Here is a 20,415-nt window from a genome sequence, read left to right on the forward strand (position 1 = left end):
AAAGTTCCTCTCGAACCGGATGGAAAGATCAGGCGGCGACGGTCGTCGCGGTGCGCGACGCGATGAGTTCGGCGGCGCCGCAGGCGAACAGGTGGTGGCCGAGTGAGCTCGGGTGCAGTCCGTCCGCGGTCCACAGCTGCGGTTGCTCCCATTCGGGCGCGGCCGCGATATCGAGCAGCAGGGTGCCGGTCGCCGCGGTCACCTCGGCGAGCACCGTGTTCGCGAACACGAATCGTTCACGCAGCAGTGCACGGAACTTGTCCGGCACCGGCAGTCTCGCCGGGATATCCGGGTAGCCGGCCGTGAAAACCGTGGCACCGGTAGCACGCAACGTGCCGAACAGCGTGCCCAGATTGCGTTCGAACCGGACCGCGTCGAAATCGCTGACCAGGTCGTTCACGCCGACCACCACACCGTAGAGGCCGGCCCGCGTCGAAACGGCCAGGCGCAGTTGCTGTTCCAGCACAGCGGTGGTGGTGGCGCCGTGTGTGCCGAAGTTGCGTACAACGGCGGGACGCAGGCCGAGCTGCCCGCCGAGGCGGGGCACCCACCCGCGATAGCCGCCCCCGGCCGCGGCATCACCGCGGCCCTCCACGAAACTGTCGCCCAGGGCGACGAGGCCGGGGGTGCTCACGCGGTCACCCCGTCCTTCGCGACATGCCGGGCCGCCGCCGGGAAGTCGACCTTCTCGTACAGCGCCGCGAGTTCCGCTTCGCCGAAGTACTTCTCCGGCGGGTAGATGCCGGCGATCAAACCGAAGAAGCCCTTGATGTAGTCCTCGTCGTAGCTGGTGGCCCGGAACACCGAGTCGTAGTACGGGGTCAGCGACAGCTCCGAGATGCTCAGCGTCAGTTCGAAAGTGCTGGCGCTCTGCGCGTCCCGCTCGCGCTCGTACTCCGCCAGCGCGTCGGCCATCGGGCGGGCACCCGAAAGACCCTCGTGCGCCAGGTCGGCCAGCAGTTGCGCGTACTTGAACGCGTCGGTGATACCCCAGCCGGTGAACGGATCCTTGTGGTACCCGGCGTCACCGACGAGCGCCCAGCCCGGACCGAACGACCGACGGCGGTAGTTGTCCGGGTAGAGCATGGGCCGGAACTGCTCGACCCGCTTGCCGGTATCGCGCAGGCGCGCACCGAGTTCCGGGTCGATCTGGGAGACGATCTCCTGCACGCCCGCATCGGGATCGGTGCGGAATTCGCGGAACCGGTCCCGCTTGCGCATCACCGCGACCAGCGACAGATCGTCGTTGGTCGGCCACGCCGCGAACTGCTGTTCGCCGAACCCGGTACGGTGCTGCATCCCCCAGTCGACGCCCGTGTAGTACGAGTAATAGATGAAACACGCGGCCGGGGACCCCTCGTACTCGGCGGCGCCCACCGCCTTGGCGACCGTCGAGTTCGAGCCGTCGGCGCCGATCACCAGCTCGGCCCGGAACTCGCGCTCGGCGCCGTCGCCGACCTGACCGCGGATCCCGACCACCTGATCGCCGTCGAAAACCAGTCCGTTCACGGTGAATCCGTGGATCACCTCGACGCCCGCGGCGCCCGCGGCGTCCACCAGGATCTTGTCGAGCACCGTGCGGCGCGGGCAGTACACGGCGTCGATGCCGTCGGCCGAGGTGTTCGCAAAGCCCTTGATCACGATGTCGGTGTAGGAGAAGTTCAGGTGCCGGATCGCCGGGGTGCCCGCGGCGACCACCTTGTCCAGCAGCCCCCACGACTGCAAAAAGCCGAGCCCGGCCTGGTGGATGTAGTGCGTGGACGGCGTGTCACTGGGGAAGGTGGCACGGTCCACGGCGAGGACCTTGTAGCCCCGCTGGGCGAGCAGCATGGCCAGCGGCGCGCCCGCGACCCGAGTTCCGACAACGATGACGTCGTACATGTTCGCATCACTTTCCAGTAGGCTGAATTCTTTTTCGAGTCTGTGGTCGATGTGCGGCGTAATCCACCGCGCCCAGCCGTAATTCATGGGGCGATCGGCGGTGCCTATTCAACGCGGTACGGAATCGGTTGCCGCCGCGCGCTCAACGGCGCGCGTACAACTCCGCGATGTCCGCGGCGAACGCCTCGGCTATGGCTGCCCGGCGCAGCTTCCGCGACGCGGTGAGCAATCCGTCTTCTACAGTGAAATCACCCTCGACGATCCGGAATGCCCGGATGGATTCGGCCCGCGAGACGAGCGAATTCGCGTCGTCGACCGCGGATTGGACAACGGCAGTCAGATCACCGTCCGGCTCGTTTTCGCGCCACCGTCGCACCTGCGCCGGGTCCAAGGTGATCAGGGCGGTCACGTAGTCGCGACCCTCCCCTACCACCATGCAGTTGCTGACCACCTGGTGTAGCCGCACCCGGTCCTCGAGCGGTGCGGGCGCGACGTTCTTGCCGCCGGAGGTCACCAGGATCTCCTTCTTGCGCCCGGTGATCCGCAGAAAGCCATCGGCGTCGAGCTCGCCCAGATCGCCTGTGTGCAGCCAACCTTCGGCGTCGACGACGGCCTGATCCGCGGCCGCGCCCCAGTAGCCGGGCGACACGTGTGGCCCACCGACCAGCACCTCGCCGTCGGCCGCCGCAATGGCCACCGACGTGCCGGGAATCGGCCTGCCGACGGTACCGAGCCGGTTGGTCGCCGGCGCACTGACCGTCACCGCCGTCGCCGCCTCGGTGAGTCCGTAGCAGTTCAGCAGCACCACACCGAAACCGGCGTAGAAGCCGGAGGTGGAGTCGTCGAGCGAGGCGCCGCCGGAGATCACATAGCGCAACCGGCCGCCGAGGGCCGCGGCGACGGGGTGCGCTGTCGCCTCGGAAACACCTTGTGCGCCAGCTCGTTCCGCCACCCGATCGGCATCCGGCGCGGGCTCCCCTCGCTCCAGGTACCCCCGCGTGCCCAGCAGTTCCAGCCCGCGCTCGACCGCCGTCGCCTCCTCGGTCTCGGACACCAGCGTGCGGCAGTACTTCCGGATCTTCTCGAGCCCGAACGGTATGAGCGCCAAGAACGTCGGCCGCAGCCGCGGCAGCGCGGGCACCAGATCCGGGATGCCGGGCAGCAGATGCGTGCGACTGCCGCCGAACAGGCACGCGAACAGGATCGTCTGCCCGAACACGTGCGAGAGCGGCAGCGCGAGCACCGTGGTGCCGTCGAACATGTCGCCGGTCTGGCGCACCGTGTTGGCCGAGGAGACGAACATGTTGCGATGAGTGATCAAGCAGCCCTTGGACACACCGGTGGTGCCGCTGGTATAGACGATCATCGCCAGATCGTCGGGACGCACCGCCGCGATCCGGTCGGCCAGCGCGGCGTCGACCTCGCCGCCGGCCCAGTCGACCAGCTGCGCGAAGGTCCACACCACCGCCGCGCCCGCGGCCCGCAACCGCGCGGCGTCCGTCTCGTCCTCGGCTGCGAAATACGCACTGCCGCTGTCGGTCAGGATGTGGGCGATCTGCGCGGGCGACGACGTCGGATAGACCGGAACCACCACCGCGCCCAGCGCCAGCAGCGCGCAATCCAGCAGCGCCCATGCCAAATCGGTCCGGCCGAGGATCGCGACCCGGTCTCCCGCCGCGACCCCGCGCGCGGCCAGGGCCGAGGCGAGCGCACGGGCCCGCCGATCCACCTCCGCGGCCGTGAGTTGCGTTCCGTCCGCCCCGCACAGCGAGAGCCGTTGTGGGTCCGCGGCCGCCGCGCCGGAAATCACCGAGTACAAACTCGCGTCGTCGGGCAGATCGATACCGTTCTCGGTGCTGGACACCGCGGTGACTGACACTCGGGGACGGTATTCGACGGGGTGCGTAAACTCTGTGGTCACAATGTCGAATTCTGCTCGCCGCGACCGAATTACGGTCCGGTCGATATCGCGGTTCCTACCGCGCGAATGTCATGGCCTATCGAAGCGTTCAGGCCGACACCGCGCGGGCAATATCGATACGGGCCGGTCCGGGGGAATCGACACAGTCCAAGAACAATGCGAGGGCCGGATTCGTCTCGTCCGCACGCCATACCGCGTACAAATCGAGCGTCGGTACCGGATCGAACAATTTCACCGCCACTGAACTACTGCCCGGCGCACCCATACCCATCGAAATCGCCCGCGGCAGCGACGCGAAACCGACCAGCGGCCGCACCGACACCATGTGCGCGGTCGCGCCGGGATCGTCGGCGGTCTGCGCCACCGACAGCGTGATCCTGGTGTCCGCGGCCGCCCGGAAGATCGAGTCGTACATGGCCGGACACTGCTCCCGGGCGAACAGCACACACTCCTGTCCTTCCAGTTCGGCGAACGGCACACCGGGCCGGTCGGCCCACCGATGCCGGCGCCCGACCACCGCCACCAGCGGAACCCGGTGCAGCAGCCGCCGATACCGGAAATCCGTGGTGCTCGGGTGCCCGTACACCATCGCCAGATCGAGCGATCCGTCCATGAGCGCCGCGAGCTGCGGCCCCGTGCGTTTCTCCCACAGCGACACCACGATGTCGGGGTGCAGCTCGGTCATCTTCGTGAGCGCCTCCGGCAGCACATGTCTGCTGGCAGGCAGGTTGTAACCGATGTTGAGCGTCCCCGCTCGTCCCGCCGCGGTCGCCTTCGCGACCTGGGCCGCCCGGTCCATCTGAGCGACGATGATCCGGGCCTGGCTCTCGAACTCCCGTCCCGCCGGGGTCAGTTTGACCTCGTGCGAGTTGCGTGCGACCAGTTGCACGCCCAACGACTTCTCCAGCTTCTGCAACTGGGCGCTGAGACTGGGCTGCGTGAGATGTAAGCGCTGCGCTGCGCGGCCGAAATGCAGCTCTTCGGCAATCGTGATGAATGAAACCAGATGTCGGAACTCCATGCCGCCGGCTCCTTTTCCGCGTACCCGAAAGGTAAGCGCCGCCGGGTAACCCTGGATGAACCGAGATCGCACGGATGTCGCCGGAACCGTTGCGGGCGCGTGAACTCGCCCCGGTTGCTCGGCGGGTTGTGCTACGGCCGATGCCGTGACTGTCCAGGATCGCGCACTCGGCGCACTGCGGCAAGCCGTAGACACCGGAAACCGTCGCCGACCAGACGCGGCACCGGCCGCCACGAGGTCGCGACACGGCCGCTACCTGCCCCGATGGACCGCCGAGCCCGGGGTTCGCTGGGTATTCTCACAGACGACGCGTGGACGATGGCGCGTCGTGAGGAGTCCAGCATGGCTGTGTCCGACCGGCCGCACGGCGATCCCGGTTCTCGATGACGGCGCTTCGAGTGCAGTTCAGCATGCTCGGCGCGGTGGAACTCTCGATCGACGGCGTACGCCAGGCGCTGGGCGGCCCGAAGCAGCGGGCGGTGCTGGCGTACCTGCTGATCAACGCGAATCGCCCGGTCGCGGTGGAGGCGCTCGCGCAGGCGGTCTGGGAGGACAACCCGCCGCCGGATATCCGGGTCAGCCTGCACACCATCGTGTCCAATCTGCGCAAGCCGTTGCGGGACAACGGAATCGACGCGCGCTCGATCTTGGCGCAGGTCGGTGCGGGTTACCGAGTCGCCGTGGCCGAGGACGCCAGCGACGTGCAGCGCTTCCGGGTGCGCAAAGAGGCCGGGTTGCGCGCGCTGACCGCGGGCCGCTTCCGCACCGCGAGCGAGCTGCTGTCCAGCGCGCTCGGCCAGTGGCGCGGTCCGGTGCTCGCGGACCTGCGCGGACTCGCGTTCGCCGACGCGTATGCCGCCGTGCTCGACGACGACCGGCTGTGCGCGATCGAAGCACGTGCCGAAGCCGATATCGCCCAGGGGCGGGCCGAAGCCGTCATCTCCGAACTCGCGTTGCTCGTCGCCGACCATCCCCTGCGGGAGCCGTTGTGGCAGCAGCTGATCACCGCACTGTACGTGGACGGACGCCAATCCGACGCGCTCGACGCCGCCCGCAGGCTGCGCGCGACCCTCGCCGACGAACTCGGCATCGACCCTGGCCTGCCGATCCGTGAACTCGAGGCGCGCATCCTGCGACAGGAGCCGCTCGAGCTCCGGGCCAAGGCGGCGGCGACCTCGTTTCGCGCCACCACCATCGTCGATCAGAGCGCGGGTGGCCCCACCGCTTTGCTGCGCGATCGCTGCGGCACCACGTACGCGATCACCGGCACCATCACCCGGATCGGCCGGCTGCCCGACAACGACATCGTGCTCGAGCACGGCAAGATCAGCCGCCATCACGCGGCGATCCTGCACAACGGGCTCACCTACCTGATCAAAGACCTGCTCTCCTCCAATGGCGTCTATGTAGACGGGATGCGCATCGTCGAGAGCGAGGCGCTCACCGACGGCGCCGAGATCCGGATGGGCGACTACGAACTGATCTTCACGCTGGTGCCGCCGGAACAGGCAGGGTGAGCGACGACGCCCCCGAGTGTGCCGACGGCTCAGCCGATGTGCTTGCGGAACCAGGCGAGCAGCTCGGCTTCGGTTTTCGGGCCGGTGTCCGGGTCATCGGCGCGCAGCGTACAGAAGTGCGCGGCCACCAGGAACTCGTCGTGCAACGCGAAAATGCAGGTGCCCCAGCCGGATCCGGTGTCCGCGTAACAGAAGAAGCGCCCGACCGGTGCGGAGTCCTTGCGCCACAGGTCGTCCTGGCCCGCGGCGCCGCAGGCATGGCCACGGAACTGCCCCAGGTTCGCCTGATAGAGCAGGTCGGCGGCGCGTCGGTCGGGGAATCCGAAGAATCCCGCCGACGGGAAGCCCGAACGCGTGCCGCAGCCGAGCATGGCGTGCACCGGGCCGGCGGGTGGATCCAGATGGCGACAGTTGCGCGGCCCGAAATCTCCGTCCAGGTGGTCGAGTACCGCTCGGTCGGCGGCGGTGAAGTAGTCCGGATCGACGGCCGCCTCCGCGGCTTTGAACTGGAACCCGTTGCGCAGACCCACATAATCCCGCAACGGCTGCTCCCCCGGGCCCGCCCAGATGTAGACGGCGAGCGCCAGCGCCGTCTCGTTGGTGAGCACCAGCCCCGGTTTCGGCACCGCGGGATCGTCCACGAGACTGGTGAAACACGCCTTGCGCCCCACCTCCTTGCCGTCCACCACCGACGGACCATCCGGGCCGGGTGGATCGCCCGGACAGTTCGTCGAACGGAACACATCGAAGAACAGCCCGCGATAGTAGGCCCGCAGTTGCTCGACCGTCTGGAACCGCAGGAACCGGCCCGCCGGATCACTGGCCGCCGGATTCGCCGCGCAGTACACGATCGCAACGGTCGTCGCGTCCGGATCCTGATGAACACAGTTGGCCCGCTTGTAACCCGACGGCCCGACCACCGCGAGCAGATCGATATCGGGTCCACGCACCGCGGACGAGTCGGCGGTGGGCACGCCGGAGACTCGGTTGCCTATCGCCAACCAGGTCGTCAAAGCGAGTGTCGCGCATAGCATTACCGCCAGCGCTGCGACGACACCACGCAACACACGCCCATCACCGGGTACCCGCGAGCCGCCAGAAACAGGTGCCGAGCCGGCGGTCTCCCCAGCCACTTTCCGGAGCGCATCCGCTTGCCCCGAGACCCTTTGCCCCACAAGGGCTTGCGCGCCAGCCGACCGGTCGGCAGTTACCTGTCCAGCCGCTGAACCCGTAATCGACGGTACCGCAGCCGCTTCCGGCGCGACCCACGCGCCGGCTTCCAGCTCCGTAACAGCCTGGCCCGGGGCCGCAACCACCTCCGCCTGCTCCGCAACCCGCTGCTCTGCAACCGCCGGCTCCATACCCATCTGCTCCGTCGCCGCCGTGCCTGCGGATACCCGGTCTGTGGCCGCCCGGCTTGCCGCTGCTCGGTTCGGTGCCGCGACCGTCTCCGCACCGGTGAGCGCGCGATGGGCTGCGGCCGCGAGATCTCCGGCCGAGGAGTAACGAGCGTCAGGGTTCTTCGCCAGACCTCGGGCGATCACCCCGTCGAAACCGGCGGGCACTTCGCGGCGGATCATGCTGGGGCGCGGCGGAGGTTCGAAGAGGTGGGCGCGCATGATCTCGCCGTCCGTCTCGGCAGGGAACGGCCTTGCGCCCGTAAGGCATTCGTACAGAACGCAGGCGAGCGCGTAGCTGTCGACGGCCGGTGTCACCAGCCGCGAGGTGAACCGCTCCGGCGCCATGTAGTGGAACGAGCCGATCGCCGACCCGTCCGCGGTCAGGCTCTCGCTCGTGCTGGACTGCGCGATGCCGAAGTCGACCAGGTAGGCGAAACCGTCCGTGGTGAGCAGGATGTTGTCCGGTTTGATATCCCGATGCACCAGGTCGTCGGCGTGCGCGGCATCCAGCGCCGCGGCGATCTGCCGGATCACCGCGACCGCACGCTCGGGCGCCAGCGGCGCTTCGCGTCTCAGCACCGCGCGCAGGTTCTCCCCGTCGACCAGGCGCATGTCGATGTAGAGCTGCCCGTCGATCTCGCCGTAATCGTGGATCGGGATGACGTGCGGTTCGGTCAGCCGGGCCGCCGCATGCGATTCCCGGCGAAACCGTTCCCGGAACACCGGGTCCTGGTTGAGCTTCGCGGCGAGCACCTTCACCGCGACGGCCCGGTCCTTGACGGTGTCGTAGGCCTCGAACACCTCGCCCATACCGCCGCGCCCGATCAACCTGTCCAGCCGGTACGGCCCGAACCGAGTGCCTACTGTGCGCGGCGGCCGTTCGGTCGTCATCTCGTCCTCCGTGCGACGGACCCGGCCGGTGCGCGGCCCGAGGTCGTGTCAACTGTAGAGCGCGCACCAGGCTTTTCGCAGGCGTACCGGCGCAGCAGAGGCCGGTTCGTTGGTCGGTCGTTAGTGGCTCGTTGGTCCCCGCGGCGACAGTGGTCCTCAGCCGAAACCGGCTGGTCAACACCTGAAAGGACCGCAGACATGTTCCGCACCTCCGTACCTCGCCCCCGGCGCGTCCTGCCCATCGCGCTGGGAATCGCGGCGGTGGCCGGTTTCGGCGCCCTGCTTCCGGCGCCCGCGCAGGCGCTGCCCTACGGCCCGTACACCTGTCAGCAAGGCTTCGTCTGGCGCGACGCCTACAACGGCGACACGGTCTGCGTGACGCCCGGCGACCGCGACACCGCGCACGCCGAGAACGCACAGGCCGCCGCGCGCCGTTCCCCGAACGGCGGACCCTACGGCCCCGACACCTGCAAGCAGGGTTTCGTCTGGCGCGAGACCCGCCCCGCCGACCACGTCTGCGTGACTCCCGATCGCCGCGACCGTGCCCGGGCCCAGAACAGCGAGGGCGCAAGGCATTTCGCCGACGCGACGCAGCTGCCCACCGGCAACGTGCACGTCCGCACGCAGAAGCATCAACTCGGCGGCTGGCTGTTCGTCGACAGCGCGTCGGGCCTGTCGCCCAACGCACGCCTGGAGTTCTACGCCGCGGGCGTGAACACCAACGGTCTGCGCGCCCTCGGCAACCGGCAGACCGACGGCAACGGCAGACTGCCGCGGGAGACCGCGGCGCTCGCCGACGTCCGCTGCCAGATCCCCCGGGATCGTGCGGCGACCGTCGTCGTCGTGGACACCCGCACCGGCATCGCGACCGCGGCGGGCACCACGTACGCGTTCAGCTGCTGACGAGAGCCCGTGCGCCCGGTGGTCACATCGGTCCGCAACGCGCTCAGGTCAACGACACGAGTTCCCGATAGTCCTCGGTCCACAGGTCCTCATACGCCTCGGGAAGTACCAGGACTCGGTCGGGCCGCAGGGCATCGATCGCCCCTTCGTCGTGGGTGACCATGACGATCGCGCCCGGATAGGTGTCGACGGCGGCGAGCACCTCGGTCCGGGAGGCCGGATCGAGGTTGTTGGTCGGCTCGTCGAGCAGCAGCACATTCGCACCGGAGTGCACCAGACCGGCCAGTGCCAGGCGGGTCTTCTCCCCACCGGAGAGCACGCCCGCGGGTTTGTCGGCGTCGTCCGCACCGGTGAAACCGAAGGCGCCCAGCACCTGTCGCACCTGCCCGTCGGCCAGGTGCGGCGTCGCCGCGGCCAGGTTGTCCCGCACGCTCAGCGCCGGGTCCAAAGTGTCGTGCTCCTGCGCGAAGTAACCGAGCCGCAGCCCGGCGCCGGGCACGACCCGACCGCTGTCGGGCACTTCGCGCCCGGCCAGCAGCCGCAGCAGCGTGGTCTTGCCCGCCCCGTTGTGGCCGAGGATGACCAGCCGGCTCCCGCGATCCACCGCCAGGTCGACCGAATTCAGCACCCGTTGCCCCCCATAGGATTTCACCAGGCTGATCGCGCCGAGCGGCATCCGCCCGCACGGATGCGGTTCGGGCAGCCGGATCCGGGCGGCCTTCGCCGCGCGCCGCCGCGGTTCCAGTTCGGCGAGCATCCGGTCGGCTCGCCGGACCATATTGCGCGCCGCGACCGCGGTCGCCACATGCGATTTCATCTTCTCCGCCTGCGCGTGCAGGGCGGCCGCTTTGCGTTCGGCGTTGGCGCGCTGCCGAATCCGGCGGCGTTCATCGGAATCCCGCTGGGCGAGATAGCGATTCCAGTCGGCGTTGTAGATGTCCAGTGCACCGCGCTGCGGGTCCAGGTGGAACACCCGGTTGACGAACCCGGCCAGGAACTGCGCGTCGTGGCTGATCACCACCAGCCCGCCGGTGTAACCGTGCAGGAATCCACGCAACCAGCCGATCGCGTCCGCGTCCAGATGGTTGGTCGGCTCGTCGAGCAGCAGCGCCCCGTCGGTGCCGCCGAACAGGATGCGCGCCAGCTCGACCCGACGCCGCTGCCCGCCCGAAAGCGCCGAAACCGGCTGTCCGAAGCCGTGATCGGGCACACCGAGCCCGGCCGCGATGCGCGCCGCCTCGGCTTCGGCGGCGTACCCGCCACCGGCCTGGAACTCGGTCTCGGCCCGCGCGTACGCCCGCAACGCACGGTCGAGGTCGCGCTCCTCGACCGCGTCGGCCATCGCGGCTTCCGCCGCGCGCAGTTGCCGCACGGCCGCGTCGAGCCCACGCGCGGACAGAATTCGGTCGGCGACGCTGACCCGCGGGTCCACCGCGCCGGGATCCTGCGCCAGCACGTCGACCGAGCCGGTGACGGTGACCGTCCCCGCGACCGGCGCCTGCTGACCGGTCAGGCAGCGCAGCAGACTGGTTTTGCCCGCGCCGTTACGCCCGATCAAACCGACCCGGTCGCCGGGAGAAATAGTGAAGGAGGTGTCCGAGAGCAGCACGCGGGCACCCACGCGCAGCTCGACACCGCGAACGGTGATCATGAGAATTACTCCGAGTTGTCGAAGGACAGACTTCTAGCCGGGAAACCAGGTCCGCAGCTAAGAAACTCGGGGTGTAGACATGCGGACCACCCTACCCGATCGCCCTGACCAGGCGATATGAACCAGGTCACGAGCCTTTCGGCGCCGCTCAGCGGATCACCGTGATCTCCGGTTCGGTAGGCGCGCGATCGAGCGCGGTGGCCTCACCCCCCGCCGCCTCCACCACGATCCCCGCACCGTCCAAGCCGTCCTGCGCCGCCCCTGGCCACCGACACGCGACGCGGCGGGCTCGTCGCCTTCGGCACCGGCGCTGCCGCACCGGTGGTGGTGAAGAAACTGGCCCGCTACGCCGAAGGCCTGCTGCCGGGCGCCGACAGTGCGGATTCGAGGTAGACCCGGTGGCAGACAATGTTTTCCGACGGCTGTTGTCGGCTCTGGCCGGATCGACACCCGCGTTCTCCTGCCCGGCGAACCAGGAGTACGGCAGCACCCCGCGGCGGTTGCTGTCGGCGCTGGCCGGTTCCGCCCCGGCGTTCACGCCGGGGCCGACCGGCGGAGCCGGCATGAGCCGCGAATCATCCGCTCCTGAAGACGAATTCGACAACAGAGCAACCACGGTTGACGACACCACACCCCGGCCCGCAACGCAGCACGCAGTCACCGCGGCCGACGACGAGCTGAGCACTGCCGTCGCCGCGGCCGTGCAAGGCGACCGCGGCGCCCTGGCCACAGTCCTCGAGCTCATCCGTCCGCTCGTCGTGCGCTATACCCGCGCACGCTTCACCCGCACGAGCAAGGGCCCCGACCCGGACGATCTCGCCCAGGAAATCCTGCTCGCCGTACTGACCGCATTGCCGCGGTATCGCGACCAGGGCAGACCGTTCATGGCCTTCGTCTACGGAATCGCGGCGCACAAGGTCGCCGCGGCCGAGCGAGCGAGCGTCCGACCGGAGGAACCGACGGGGGTCGAGATCCCGGAGGACCTTTCGCCGTTGTTCGAACAGCGAGCGCTCGAACCCGAAACCGACACAGAGCTCAGCAGTTTCCTCGCCACCCTGCCCGATCAGGAGCGCGAGATCCTCATCCTGCGCCTGGCGCTCGGCCTGTCGTTGCGCGACACCGCCGTAGCAGTCGACAGCACGACGGACGCCGTCGAACGTATCCAGGAACGCGCCTTGGCCCGGCTCGAAAAGCGATTCGGCACCCGAAGATTCACCTCCGGCTAGGCGACGCACGCTCGCGTGGACGGCTTTCGCGGCGCCGGGTAGGGTCTCTCCAATTCTGATGAGGAGAGCGTGAATGAGAAGCATTGTGTTGCTGGCGATCGGGGCTGCGCTGGTACTGACGGGTTGTGGCTCGTCCGACACCACCGAGGCGGCCGGATCGTCGAGTACCGCAACGAACAGCGCGGTGCGCAGCAAGTCGTGCCAGGACTATCTGCCGCTGTTGAGCAAGTTGAAGGACGTGAGCGTGGAGTCCGCGAACAAGACCGCGGAAGACACCATCGCGATGCTCCCCCAGTCCCCGCAGTGGCCCGCGCTCAGCGAGACCGACCGGCAGTCGATGATCGCTGGCATCCGGGACGCCGCGACCGGAAAGTGCTGACGGCGCAAGCCGACTCACCGCGCCAGTGCCCCTGCTGCCGGTCGGGGGCACCGGTCGCGCCCCCGCCACCAGACATGGTCAGCGCGATCGTGACCCGCGTTCGCGCCCGTGCGCGCGCCGGTGCAACGCGAGCTGCAATTCCAGCAGCAGCCGTTCGCCGGGATCGGTGAGATCGATGCCCAGGATCTCCTCGACACGACGAATGCGGTAGCGCAACGTATTCGGATGCACCTGCAGCACGGCCGCCGCGGCGCGCACGTCACCGTGCTCACGCAGATAGATGTCCACGCTGTCGCGCAGGCTCGCCGAATGTTTGAGGTCGTAGTCCGAGAGCGCCCGCAGCCGCGGATCGTGCAGTTCGGGACGGCTGCCGACGAGGTCGAGGATCTCGCCGAGCAGCACCGCCGTCCGCGATTCCGCGAGCGTGGTGACCCGACCCTTCGGGTAGGTCGCGACAGTGCTGTCGAGCACGCGATCGACCTCGCGCCGGGCGGTAGCGACTCCGCTCAAATCGTCGATCGGGCACGCGATGGCCGCCCGCAGCGCCAGCGCGCGTTTGGCTTCGAGCTGCTCGACCAGCTGCCGGGTCCACGCCGTCACCGCGTGCGCGGCCCGATAACTCGGCAGCAGCACGTAGACACGGTCGCCGAGCGTGGTCGTCACCGAATCGTTCCGGAATGAGCTGGCGCGCAGGCGAAGCATGTTGCCCAGCGCCGAAGGTTCGGTGGCGGGCGCGGTCTCGGTGGCGGTCAGGGCGAAACCGACCACCGCGGCCGGGCCGGTGGTCGGCAGGTTGAGCGCGGTCGCCACCGCCGCGACATCGACCGCGCCGCCGCCCTCGCCGAACAATCCCTGCACGAGCAGCGCCTCGGTGGACGGCGCGTCGAGGCTGCGCGAGATGAGCCGCGCCGCAATGGCCGAGGCGCCGCGCAGGATTTCCGCCGCATCCGGCTTGAACGGCCGATCGCCCTGCTGCAACCAGATCGCGCCGAGCACGCGTGGCGCGCGTACGGCACCGTCGGCGGGATGCCGGATGCTCACCACAAGCCGGCGTTTGATGTTCAGTTCCTCGTGCGCGGGCACGTCGATCACCTCGTCGGTGCGGCGCAACCGATCGAACACACCCCATTTGCGCAGCACCGCCAGGTACTCCCGCGGCCCCTCCCGACCGAGGATCGACATCACCCGCATCTGGTCGGCGGCCTCGGCGGCGGAGGCGGAGTACGCCAGCACATGCGACTGCGGGTCCTCGATCGACACCATGCCGCCCGCGTTCTGCGCGACGATCTGCGCCAGACCGAACAGGTCGATGTCCGCGGCGACAAGCCCACTATCAATAGCCACGTCTACGCCTTTCGGCCAACTCGACAACACACTCATCCCATCTTTGTCCTTTTAGCCCATTTCCCGCGCACTTTTCCGGTGTTGACTTCGGCTCACCGCAGTTTCAGCGCGTGTGCGCGCCGCCGGTCCGCGACGCCGCATCGCCACGTCCAGCAGGAGGAATCATGGACGCCATCGTGTCCACACCGCGGCCGGCGAACGAGCCGGTCGGCACGTTCGCCCCCGGTAGTGCGGAACGTACACGGTTGCAGGCGAAACTGGCCGAGCTGGGTGCCACGCCGACCGACGTGCACCATGTGATCGGCGGCGAGCACCGGCGCAGCTCCGGCAAGACGATCGAGGTCGTGCAGCCGCACCGGCACGCCGCCGTGCTCGGCACCCTCACCACCGCCGCCCCCAGCGATGTCGACGACGCGATCGCGGCGGCCACCGCCGCCGCACCCGCCTGGCGTGCGCTCTCGTTCGAGGACCGGGCCGCGGTCTTCCTGCGCGCCGCGGATCTGCTGGCCGGCCCGTGGCGCGAAACCATCGCCGCCGCAACGATGCTCGGTCAATCCAAGACCGCTTATCAGGCCGAGATCGACACCCCGTGCGAGCTGGTCGATTTCTGGCGATTCAACGTGCACTTCGCCCGGCAGATCCTCGCCGACCAGCCGATCTCCACGCCCGGCGTGTGGAACAAGGTCGAATACCGGCCGCTGGACGGGTTCGTCTACGCGATCACGCCGTTCAATTTCTCCGCGATCGCGGGCAATCTGCCGACCGCGCCCGCGCTGATGGGCAACACCGTGGTCTGGAAGCCCGCGATGACCCAGTCGGTCGCCGCGTACTGGACGATGAAGCTGCTCGAGGCCGCCGGCCTGCCGCCCGGCGTGATCAACATGGTGCACGGCGCCGGCCCCAAGGTCTCGGACGTGGTGTTGAAAGACCGTCGCCTCGCCGGCATCCATTTCACCGGTTCCACCGCCACCTTCCAGCACCTGTGGCGCTCGGTCGCGGCGAACATCTCCGAGTACAACTCCTACCCGCGCCTGGTCGGTGAGACCGGCGGCAAGGACTTCGTGCTCGCGCACAGCTCCGCCGATCCGGACGTGCTCACCACCGCGCTGATCCGCGGCGCGTTCGACTACCAGGGCCAGAAGTGCTCGGCGGCGTCGCGCGCGTTCGTCCCGAAGTCGGTGTGGGCCAAGATGGGTCGCGACTTCCTCGACAAGGTGGCCACGCTGTCCTACGGCGACGTCACCGACTTCAGCCACTTCGGGGGCGCACTGATCGACAAGCGCGCCTTCGACAAGAACGCCGAGGCGATCGCCCGCGCGAAGGCGACATCGAGCCTGTCGATCGCGGCGGGCGGGCACGCCGACGATTCGGTCGGCTACTTCGTCGACCCGACCGTGCTGCTCGGCGAGGATCCCGGCGACGAGGCGTTCAGCACCGAGTACTTCGGCCCGATTCTGTCGGTACACGTCTACGACGACTCGGCGGGCGGCTCCTTCGAGCGCATCCTCGACCTGGTCGATCAGGGTTCCCCGTACGCGCTGACCGGCGCGATCATCGCCGACGACCGGCTCGCGGTGGCCAAGGCGACCGAGGGTCTGCGCTTCGCCGCGGGCAACTTCTACATCAACGACAAGCCCACCGGCGCGGTGGTCGGCCAGCAGCCCTTCGGCGGGTCGCGCGCCTCGGGCACCAACGACAAGGCAGGCTCGCCGCAGAACCTGCTGCGTTGGACCTCTGCTCGCACGATCAAGGAAACGTTCGTCCCGGCGACCGATCACCGCTACCCGCATCAGGACGCGTGATGAGCCACTCGCACGTCGTCCGGCTCCGTGCAGCCGACCGGTCCCGCAGAACACAGGAGGCGTGATGGCCTTTTCGACCCTGTTGCGTCCGGCCATGCTGGCCGCGTCGCGTTCGCCGCGCATGGAGCGCACGATCACTCGGATGTCGACGACGAAGAAGCTCGTCGACCGGTTCGTCGCGGGTGACTCCGCCGATCAGGCGATGGTGGCCGTGCGGACGCTGCTGGCGTCCGGCCGCTACGTCACCATCGACTATCTCGGTGAGGACACCACCGAGATCGAGCAGGCCCGCACCACCGTCACCCACTACCTGCACATGCTCTCGGAGCTGGCCCGGCTCGACGTGTCGGCGGAGTCGGCAACGGTTCGGCCGCTGGAGGTTTCGCTCAAGCTGTCGGCGCTCGGCCAGTCGCTGGCGCAGGACGGTCACGCGATCGCGCTCGACCACGCCCGCCGGATCTGCACGGCCGCGGAATCGGCCGGCGTCTGGGTGAACATCGACGCGGAGGACCACACCACCACCGACTCCACCCTGAGCATCGTGCGGGAACTGCGCGCCGACTTCCCCACCGTCGGCACGGTGCTGCAGGCGTATCTGCGCCGCACCGAGGGCGACTGCCGGGAGCTGTCGGGCGAGGGCTCACGCATCCGGCTGTGCAAGGGTGCGTACAAGGAACCGGCGTCGGTGGCGTTCCAGGAGCGCGCCGCGGTCGATGATTCGTACCTGCGCTGCCTGCGGGTGCTGATGCTCGGCGACGGCTACCCGATGGTCGCCACGCACGATCCCGCGCTCATCACTTCCGCGCTGGAGTGTGTCGAGACGACGCACCGCAAAGCCGACGAGTTCGAGTTCCAGATGCTCTACGGCATCCGCGACGCCGAACAGCGCAGGCTGGTGGATGAACGCAATCACCTGCGCGTCTACGTCCCCTACGGCGACCAGTGGTACGGCTACTTCATGCGCAGGCTCGCCGAACGCCCCGCCAACGTCGCGTTCTTCCTGCGTTCGCTGAAGCCGGGCAGCGCACGCTGAGGTGCCGGCACTTCTCGGTGCGGCTCGCCCGGCTCGGCGGGCCGCACCGATCAGATCTCGAGGGCGGTGCCATCCCCGCAGCTTGGCCCGCCGAATAAACCCGCTGAACAATATTTGGCCAACTCGCCGATCACACCGGCGCTGTGGTCGTATTTAGTAGCCACAGCTCGAAGTGTGATCTGCGTTACGCACAGTCGCGTGACGCGGAGGACGAAAGGAACGACATGTCCATCGCGGAGTTGCGTAGCCAAATGCTGCGCCGCAAACCCATGGGGCAGATAGCCGACGAGGGGGCGCCGGCCGACGAACAGCTGGCTCGGTCGCTCGGTCTATGGCAGCTCACCGCCATCGGCGTCGGCGGCATCATCGGCGCGGGCATCTTCACGCTCGCGGGCGCGGTCGCGCATTCGGTCACCGGCCCCTCGGTGCTCATCTCGTTCCTGATCGCCGGTGTGGCCAGTGCCGCCGCCGCGCTCTGCTACGCCGAGTTCGCGGGCATGGTGCCGAAGGCGGGGTCGGCCTACACCTACGGCTATGTGTCGCTGGGCGAGATCGCGGGCTGGTTCATCGGCTGGGACCTGCTGCTGGAGTACATCGCGGTGGCGGCGGTCGTCGCGATCGGCGTGTCCGGCTACTTCCGCTTCCTGCTCGAGCAGGTGGACGTCACGCTGCCCGATTGGATGATGGGTGCGCACGGCACCGGCGACGGGCATGTCGTCGACGTGTTCGCGATGCTGTTCTGCCTGGGCACCGCCTGGCTGCTGTCGCGCGGCATCCGCAGCGTCGGCCGGTTCGAGACCGTCGCGGTCGGCATCAAGGTCGCGCTCGTGCTGCTGATCATCGTGCTGGGCGTGTTCCACATCGACAGTTCCAACTACACCCCGTACTTCCCGTTCGGTTCCGGGGCGGTGTGGACCGGCGCGGCGACGGTGTTCTTCGCGGTGTTCGGCTATGACGCGATGAGCACGGCCGCCGAGGAATCCACCGACGGCAAGAAGCACCTGCCCAAGGCCATCCTCTACTCGCTCGCCATCGCGATGGTGCTGTACGTGCTGGCCACCCTGGTGCTCACCGGCATGCAGAAGTACACCGAGATCAGCCCGACCAGCGGTTTCTCCACCGCTTTCGAGGCGGTCGGCCAGCCCGGCATCGCGAACATCATCGCGATCGGCGCCATCGTCGGCATCGTCACCGTCGTGCTCACCTTCATGCTCGGCGTGACCCGGGTCTGGTACGCGATGAGCCGCGACGGCCTGCTGCCCGAATGGTTCGCCAAGACCCACCCGGTGCGTAAGGTGCCCACTCGGGTGACCTGGATCGTCGGTATCGGCGCGGCCGTGATGGCCGGTCTGCTCGACATCACCGTCGTCGCCGAGCTCACCAACATCGGCATCCTGATGGCCTTCATCGTCGTCTCGGTCGCCGTGATCGTGTTGCGCCGCACCCGCCCCGACGAGCCGCGCCAGTTCCGGCTGCCGTTGATGCCGGTGGTGCCGCTGATCGGCATCGGCTTCTCGCTCTACCTGATCTGGTCGCTGCCGTGGCAGACCTGGGTGCGGTTCGCGGCCTGGCTGGTCGCCGGCCTGGCCGTGTACTTCTTCTACTCGCGCACGCACTCCAAGCTGGAGCGCCCCGGCCCGGTCGACGCGGTGCAGTTGGAGAAATAACTTCGAGGGGCACTGACGCCGGCTCCTCGGACCGATCGGGTGGGTGTGCCTCGCGGCCGCCCACCCGATCTCGTATCTCCCGCGTGCACAAAACACGTTTGCGCCGACCGCAACGGTACGTTCGTCAGAACTGCCGTTGCTGAAGTCGATCGACGAGAAAGCGGAGGTGCGGATGCACTGGGACCAGATGACCGCCTCACCTGACGAACTGCACGAGCGCGCGAACCGAGTGCGCCGGGCGGCCGGACAGCTCGGCGTCCTCGAATCGATCATCACTGCGGCGCAGGGCCCGTGGCTGGGCGCGCTCGACGCGGACGGCAAGGGCGCGGCCGAACTGAAAATGCATCTCGCCGGGCGTTATCGCCTCACCGCCGTGGTGACCAGCGCGGGGAAACTCAACCTCGTGCAGATGCACTCCCCTGCCGCGGGCCAGGCCGGCGACCGGGTGTTGTCCCCCAAGGTGTCGGTGCGGCGCGGCTGGGACGGCGACGAGGAGATGCCCAAACAACCCGAATGGCTCGACTATGTCGTCGGCTGGGTGCGTACCGCCAGCGACGACGTCGACCGCCGCGCGGTCATCGAATGGCGGCTCGGCGGCGCCGATCAAAAGCTCGCCGCCATGAACGACACCATCGACAGCCTGCTCGCGAGTCTTCAGGAACGCCAAGCACTGCGCGACGAACTCGCCGACGAAATCGGTTCGCTCCGCGAAGAATTGCGCGCCCTGGACGCGGCGGAAGCACAACCGGCACCGCACACAACCCCCTGATCGGGTAGACAATTCGCAAGAATTATTGTCTCGGAACGACAGTCACGCTTCCCCTCGCGAAATCCACTGTCGAACCAGGCGATCTCATTACACTGACGTGCGGTGAAAGTGGCGCCGAAGTCACTTGTGCTCGACTGAGCGACGCGCCTGGATTTCCTTCGCCGAACATTGCTGTGCCACTTGATTACGAGTGAGGGGAAAGACATGAGTATCAGCGACAAAATCACCGCCGGTGAATTGGACGATCTGAAGTTTCACGGCAAGCTCGAAGGCGGGCACCTGGTGCCCGGTGGTCTGCTCGGCGACCAGGCCGCGATGGACGATATCGAGGTCGGCATGTATGTCCTGGAGAAGGACGGCACGCTGATCGCCTGCAACAAGACCGCCATCGGCGCCTGGGGACGCAGTCCCGAACTGGGCACGAGCGAAAAGTACTGCGGCGCCTTCCGTCTGCGCTACCCGTCCGGCGAGGTCATGCCGCACGAAGCGGCCCCGCCGTCGGTGGTCATCAACAACGGCGGCACCGTCCGCGACGCCGACGTGATCTGCGAACAGCCCGACGGTTTCCGACTGCTCGCCCTGGTCAACGTCTTCCCCATCCGCGACGAGTCCGACGAGGTGATCGGCGCGGTCAACATCTTCCGGCACAACACCACCAAGACCGTGCCCGGCCTGCAGGTGACAGCGGACGCCGGCTGAGCTTCGCTCGCGCAGCGCCTCTTCCATCGGAGGAGGCGCTGTGTCAGTTCAGCGCGATGAGTCCTGCGTCGGTGGGCCGGAAACCGCAGGCGTGGTCGCCGCCGTCCCATGCCACGTTGACGAAGCCGATCAGGGTGGCGTCGGTCACTCGCGCCGTCACCCAGCCGAGGCTGTGCGGGCGGATCCGGGTCCACCACCCCGCCTCTGCGATACCGCCATGCGACCTGGTCAACGCCACGATTTCGGCGTCGGTGAGCTCGCCCCGCCACTGGTAATCGATGTTCATGGCCAGATGATCGATGCCGAACTGT

At 68.3% G+C, this 20,415-nt stretch carries 17 protein-coding genes; 9 read left to right on the top strand and 8 right to left on the bottom strand.

What is annotated here, in order from left to right:
* Positions 1 to 28 precede the first annotated feature (28 nt).
* The 4 genes from NBRGI_RS18840 to NBRGI_RS18855 all read right to left on the bottom strand — a co-directional run bounded on the left by NBRGI_RS18840 (position 29) and on the right by NBRGI_RS18855 (position 4,823).
* On the bottom strand, positions 29 to 634 hold the full coding sequence (locus NBRGI_RS18840; protein ID WP_029898079.1) for an SGNH/GDSL hydrolase family protein: 606 nt from the start codon (positions 632 to 634) through the stop codon (positions 29 to 31).
* Positions 631 to 1,881 carry an NAD(P)/FAD-dependent oxidoreductase gene (locus tag NBRGI_RS18845; RefSeq protein ID WP_029898081.1) on the bottom strand — a complete coding sequence of 417 codons (1,251 nt, stop codon included), beginning with the start codon at positions 1,879 to 1,881 and terminating at the stop codon, positions 631 to 633. The genes NBRGI_RS18840 and NBRGI_RS18845 overlap by 4 nt, the downstream gene beginning before the upstream one ends.
* Before the next feature lie 142 nt (positions 1,882 to 2,023).
* Positions 2,024 to 3,760, bottom strand: coding sequence for an AMP-dependent synthetase/ligase (locus NBRGI_RS18850; protein WP_235211011.1), 1,737 nt, complete (start codon positions 3,758 to 3,760; stop codon positions 2,024 to 2,026).
* 130 nt (positions 3,761 to 3,890) lie between these two features.
* A complete protein-coding gene (locus NBRGI_RS18855) occupies positions 3,891 to 4,823 on the bottom strand; it encodes a LysR family transcriptional regulator (protein WP_029898084.1) in 933 nt (310 codons plus the stop codon).
* 383 nt (positions 4,824 to 5,206) lie between these two features.
* Here NBRGI_RS18855 and NBRGI_RS18860 point away from each other — a divergent pair, with 383 nt between their 5' ends.
* Positions 5,207 to 6,340 carry a BTAD domain-containing putative transcriptional regulator gene (locus tag NBRGI_RS18860; protein ID WP_029898086.1) on the top strand — a complete coding sequence of 378 codons (1,134 nt, stop codon included), beginning with the start codon at positions 5,207 to 5,209 and terminating at the stop codon, positions 6,338 to 6,340.
* A gap of 29 nt (positions 6,341 to 6,369) precedes the next feature.
* On the opposite strand, the gene NBRGI_RS49145 is transcribed toward NBRGI_RS18860, so the two are convergent.
* Positions 6,370 to 8,631, bottom strand: a complete 2,262-nt coding sequence (locus NBRGI_RS49145) for a serine/threonine-protein kinase (RefSeq protein WP_051727876.1) — start codon at positions 8,629 to 8,631, stop codon at positions 6,370 to 6,372.
* A gap of 198 nt (positions 8,632 to 8,829) precedes the next feature.
* Between NBRGI_RS49145 and NBRGI_RS45280 the strand changes: the two genes are divergently transcribed.
* Entirely contained in the window at positions 8,830 to 9,534 is a 705-nt protein-coding gene (locus tag NBRGI_RS45280; protein WP_051727877.1) for a hypothetical protein, read from the top strand.
* Between the two features lie 43 nt (positions 9,535 to 9,577).
* Here the strand turns inward: NBRGI_RS45280 and NBRGI_RS18875 are convergent, their stop codons facing one another.
* Complete coding sequence (locus tag NBRGI_RS18875; protein ID WP_029898093.1) at positions 9,578 to 11,185, bottom strand: ABC-F family ATP-binding cassette domain-containing protein; 1,608 nt, start codon at positions 11,183 to 11,185, stop codon at positions 9,578 to 9,580.
* A gap of 677 nt (positions 11,186 to 11,862) precedes the next feature.
* On the opposite strand from NBRGI_RS18875, the gene NBRGI_RS18885 reads away from it, so the two are divergent.
* Together NBRGI_RS18885 and NBRGI_RS18890 are read left to right on the top strand one after the other, a co-directional pair.
* Positions 11,863 to 12,411 (top strand): sigma-70 family RNA polymerase sigma factor, encoded by a 549-nt coding sequence (locus NBRGI_RS18885; protein ID WP_029898095.1) that lies wholly within the window; start codon positions 11,863 to 11,865, stop codon positions 12,409 to 12,411.
* A gap of 73 nt (positions 12,412 to 12,484) precedes the next feature.
* The gene (locus NBRGI_RS18890; protein ID WP_148310870.1) at positions 12,485 to 12,790 is read left to right on the top strand and encodes a hypothetical protein; all 306 of its coding nucleotides are present in this window, start codon (positions 12,485 to 12,487) and stop codon (positions 12,788 to 12,790) included.
* Between the two features lie 78 nt (positions 12,791 to 12,868).
* Here NBRGI_RS18890 and NBRGI_RS18895 read toward each other — a convergent pair whose 3' ends face one another.
* Positions 12,869 to 14,134: a PucR family transcriptional regulator gene (locus tag NBRGI_RS18895; protein WP_051727878.1), complete on the bottom strand. Its 1,266-nt coding sequence runs from the start codon at positions 14,132 to 14,134 to the stop codon at positions 12,869 to 12,871.
* 164 nt (positions 14,135 to 14,298) lie between these two features.
* Here NBRGI_RS18895 and pruA point away from each other — a divergent pair, with 164 nt between their 5' ends.
* The 5 genes from pruA (at position 14,299) to NBRGI_RS18920 (ending at position 20,104) form a co-directional block, all read left to right on the top strand.
* Positions 14,299 to 15,936, top strand: coding sequence for an L-glutamate gamma-semialdehyde dehydrogenase (gene pruA / locus NBRGI_RS18900; protein ID WP_029898102.1), 1,638 nt, complete (start codon positions 14,299 to 14,301; stop codon positions 15,934 to 15,936).
* A gap of 64 nt (positions 15,937 to 16,000) precedes the next feature.
* Positions 16,001 to 16,969, top strand: coding sequence for a proline dehydrogenase family protein (locus tag NBRGI_RS18905; RefSeq protein WP_029898105.1), 969 nt, complete (start codon positions 16,001 to 16,003; stop codon positions 16,967 to 16,969).
* 224 nt (positions 16,970 to 17,193) lie between these two features.
* Positions 17,194 to 18,636, top strand: coding sequence for an amino acid permease (locus tag NBRGI_RS18910; protein WP_029898106.1), 1,443 nt, complete (start codon positions 17,194 to 17,196; stop codon positions 18,634 to 18,636).
* A 187-nt stretch (positions 18,637 to 18,823) separates the two neighbouring features.
* Positions 18,824 to 19,405: a hypothetical protein gene (locus NBRGI_RS18915; protein WP_148310871.1), complete on the top strand. Its 582-nt coding sequence runs from the start codon at positions 18,824 to 18,826 to the stop codon at positions 19,403 to 19,405.
* Positions 19,406 to 19,609: 204 nt separating this feature from the next.
* A complete protein-coding gene (locus NBRGI_RS18920; RefSeq protein ID WP_029898111.1) occupies positions 19,610 to 20,104 on the top strand; it encodes a PAS domain-containing protein in 495 nt (164 codons plus the stop codon).
* A 43-nt stretch (positions 20,105 to 20,147) separates the two neighbouring features.
* On the opposite strand, the gene NBRGI_RS18925 is transcribed toward NBRGI_RS18920, so the two are convergent.
* Positions 20,148 to 20,390 (bottom strand): hypothetical protein, encoded by a 243-nt coding sequence (locus NBRGI_RS18925; protein WP_081878138.1) that lies wholly within the window; start codon positions 20,388 to 20,390, stop codon positions 20,148 to 20,150.
* Positions 20,391 to 20,415: the final 25 nt, after the last annotated feature.

This window comes from Nocardia brasiliensis IFM 10847 (assembly GCF_000710915.1).
Taxonomy (GTDB): Bacteria; Actinomycetota; Actinomycetes; order Mycobacteriales; family Mycobacteriaceae; genus Nocardia; species Nocardia brasiliensis_A.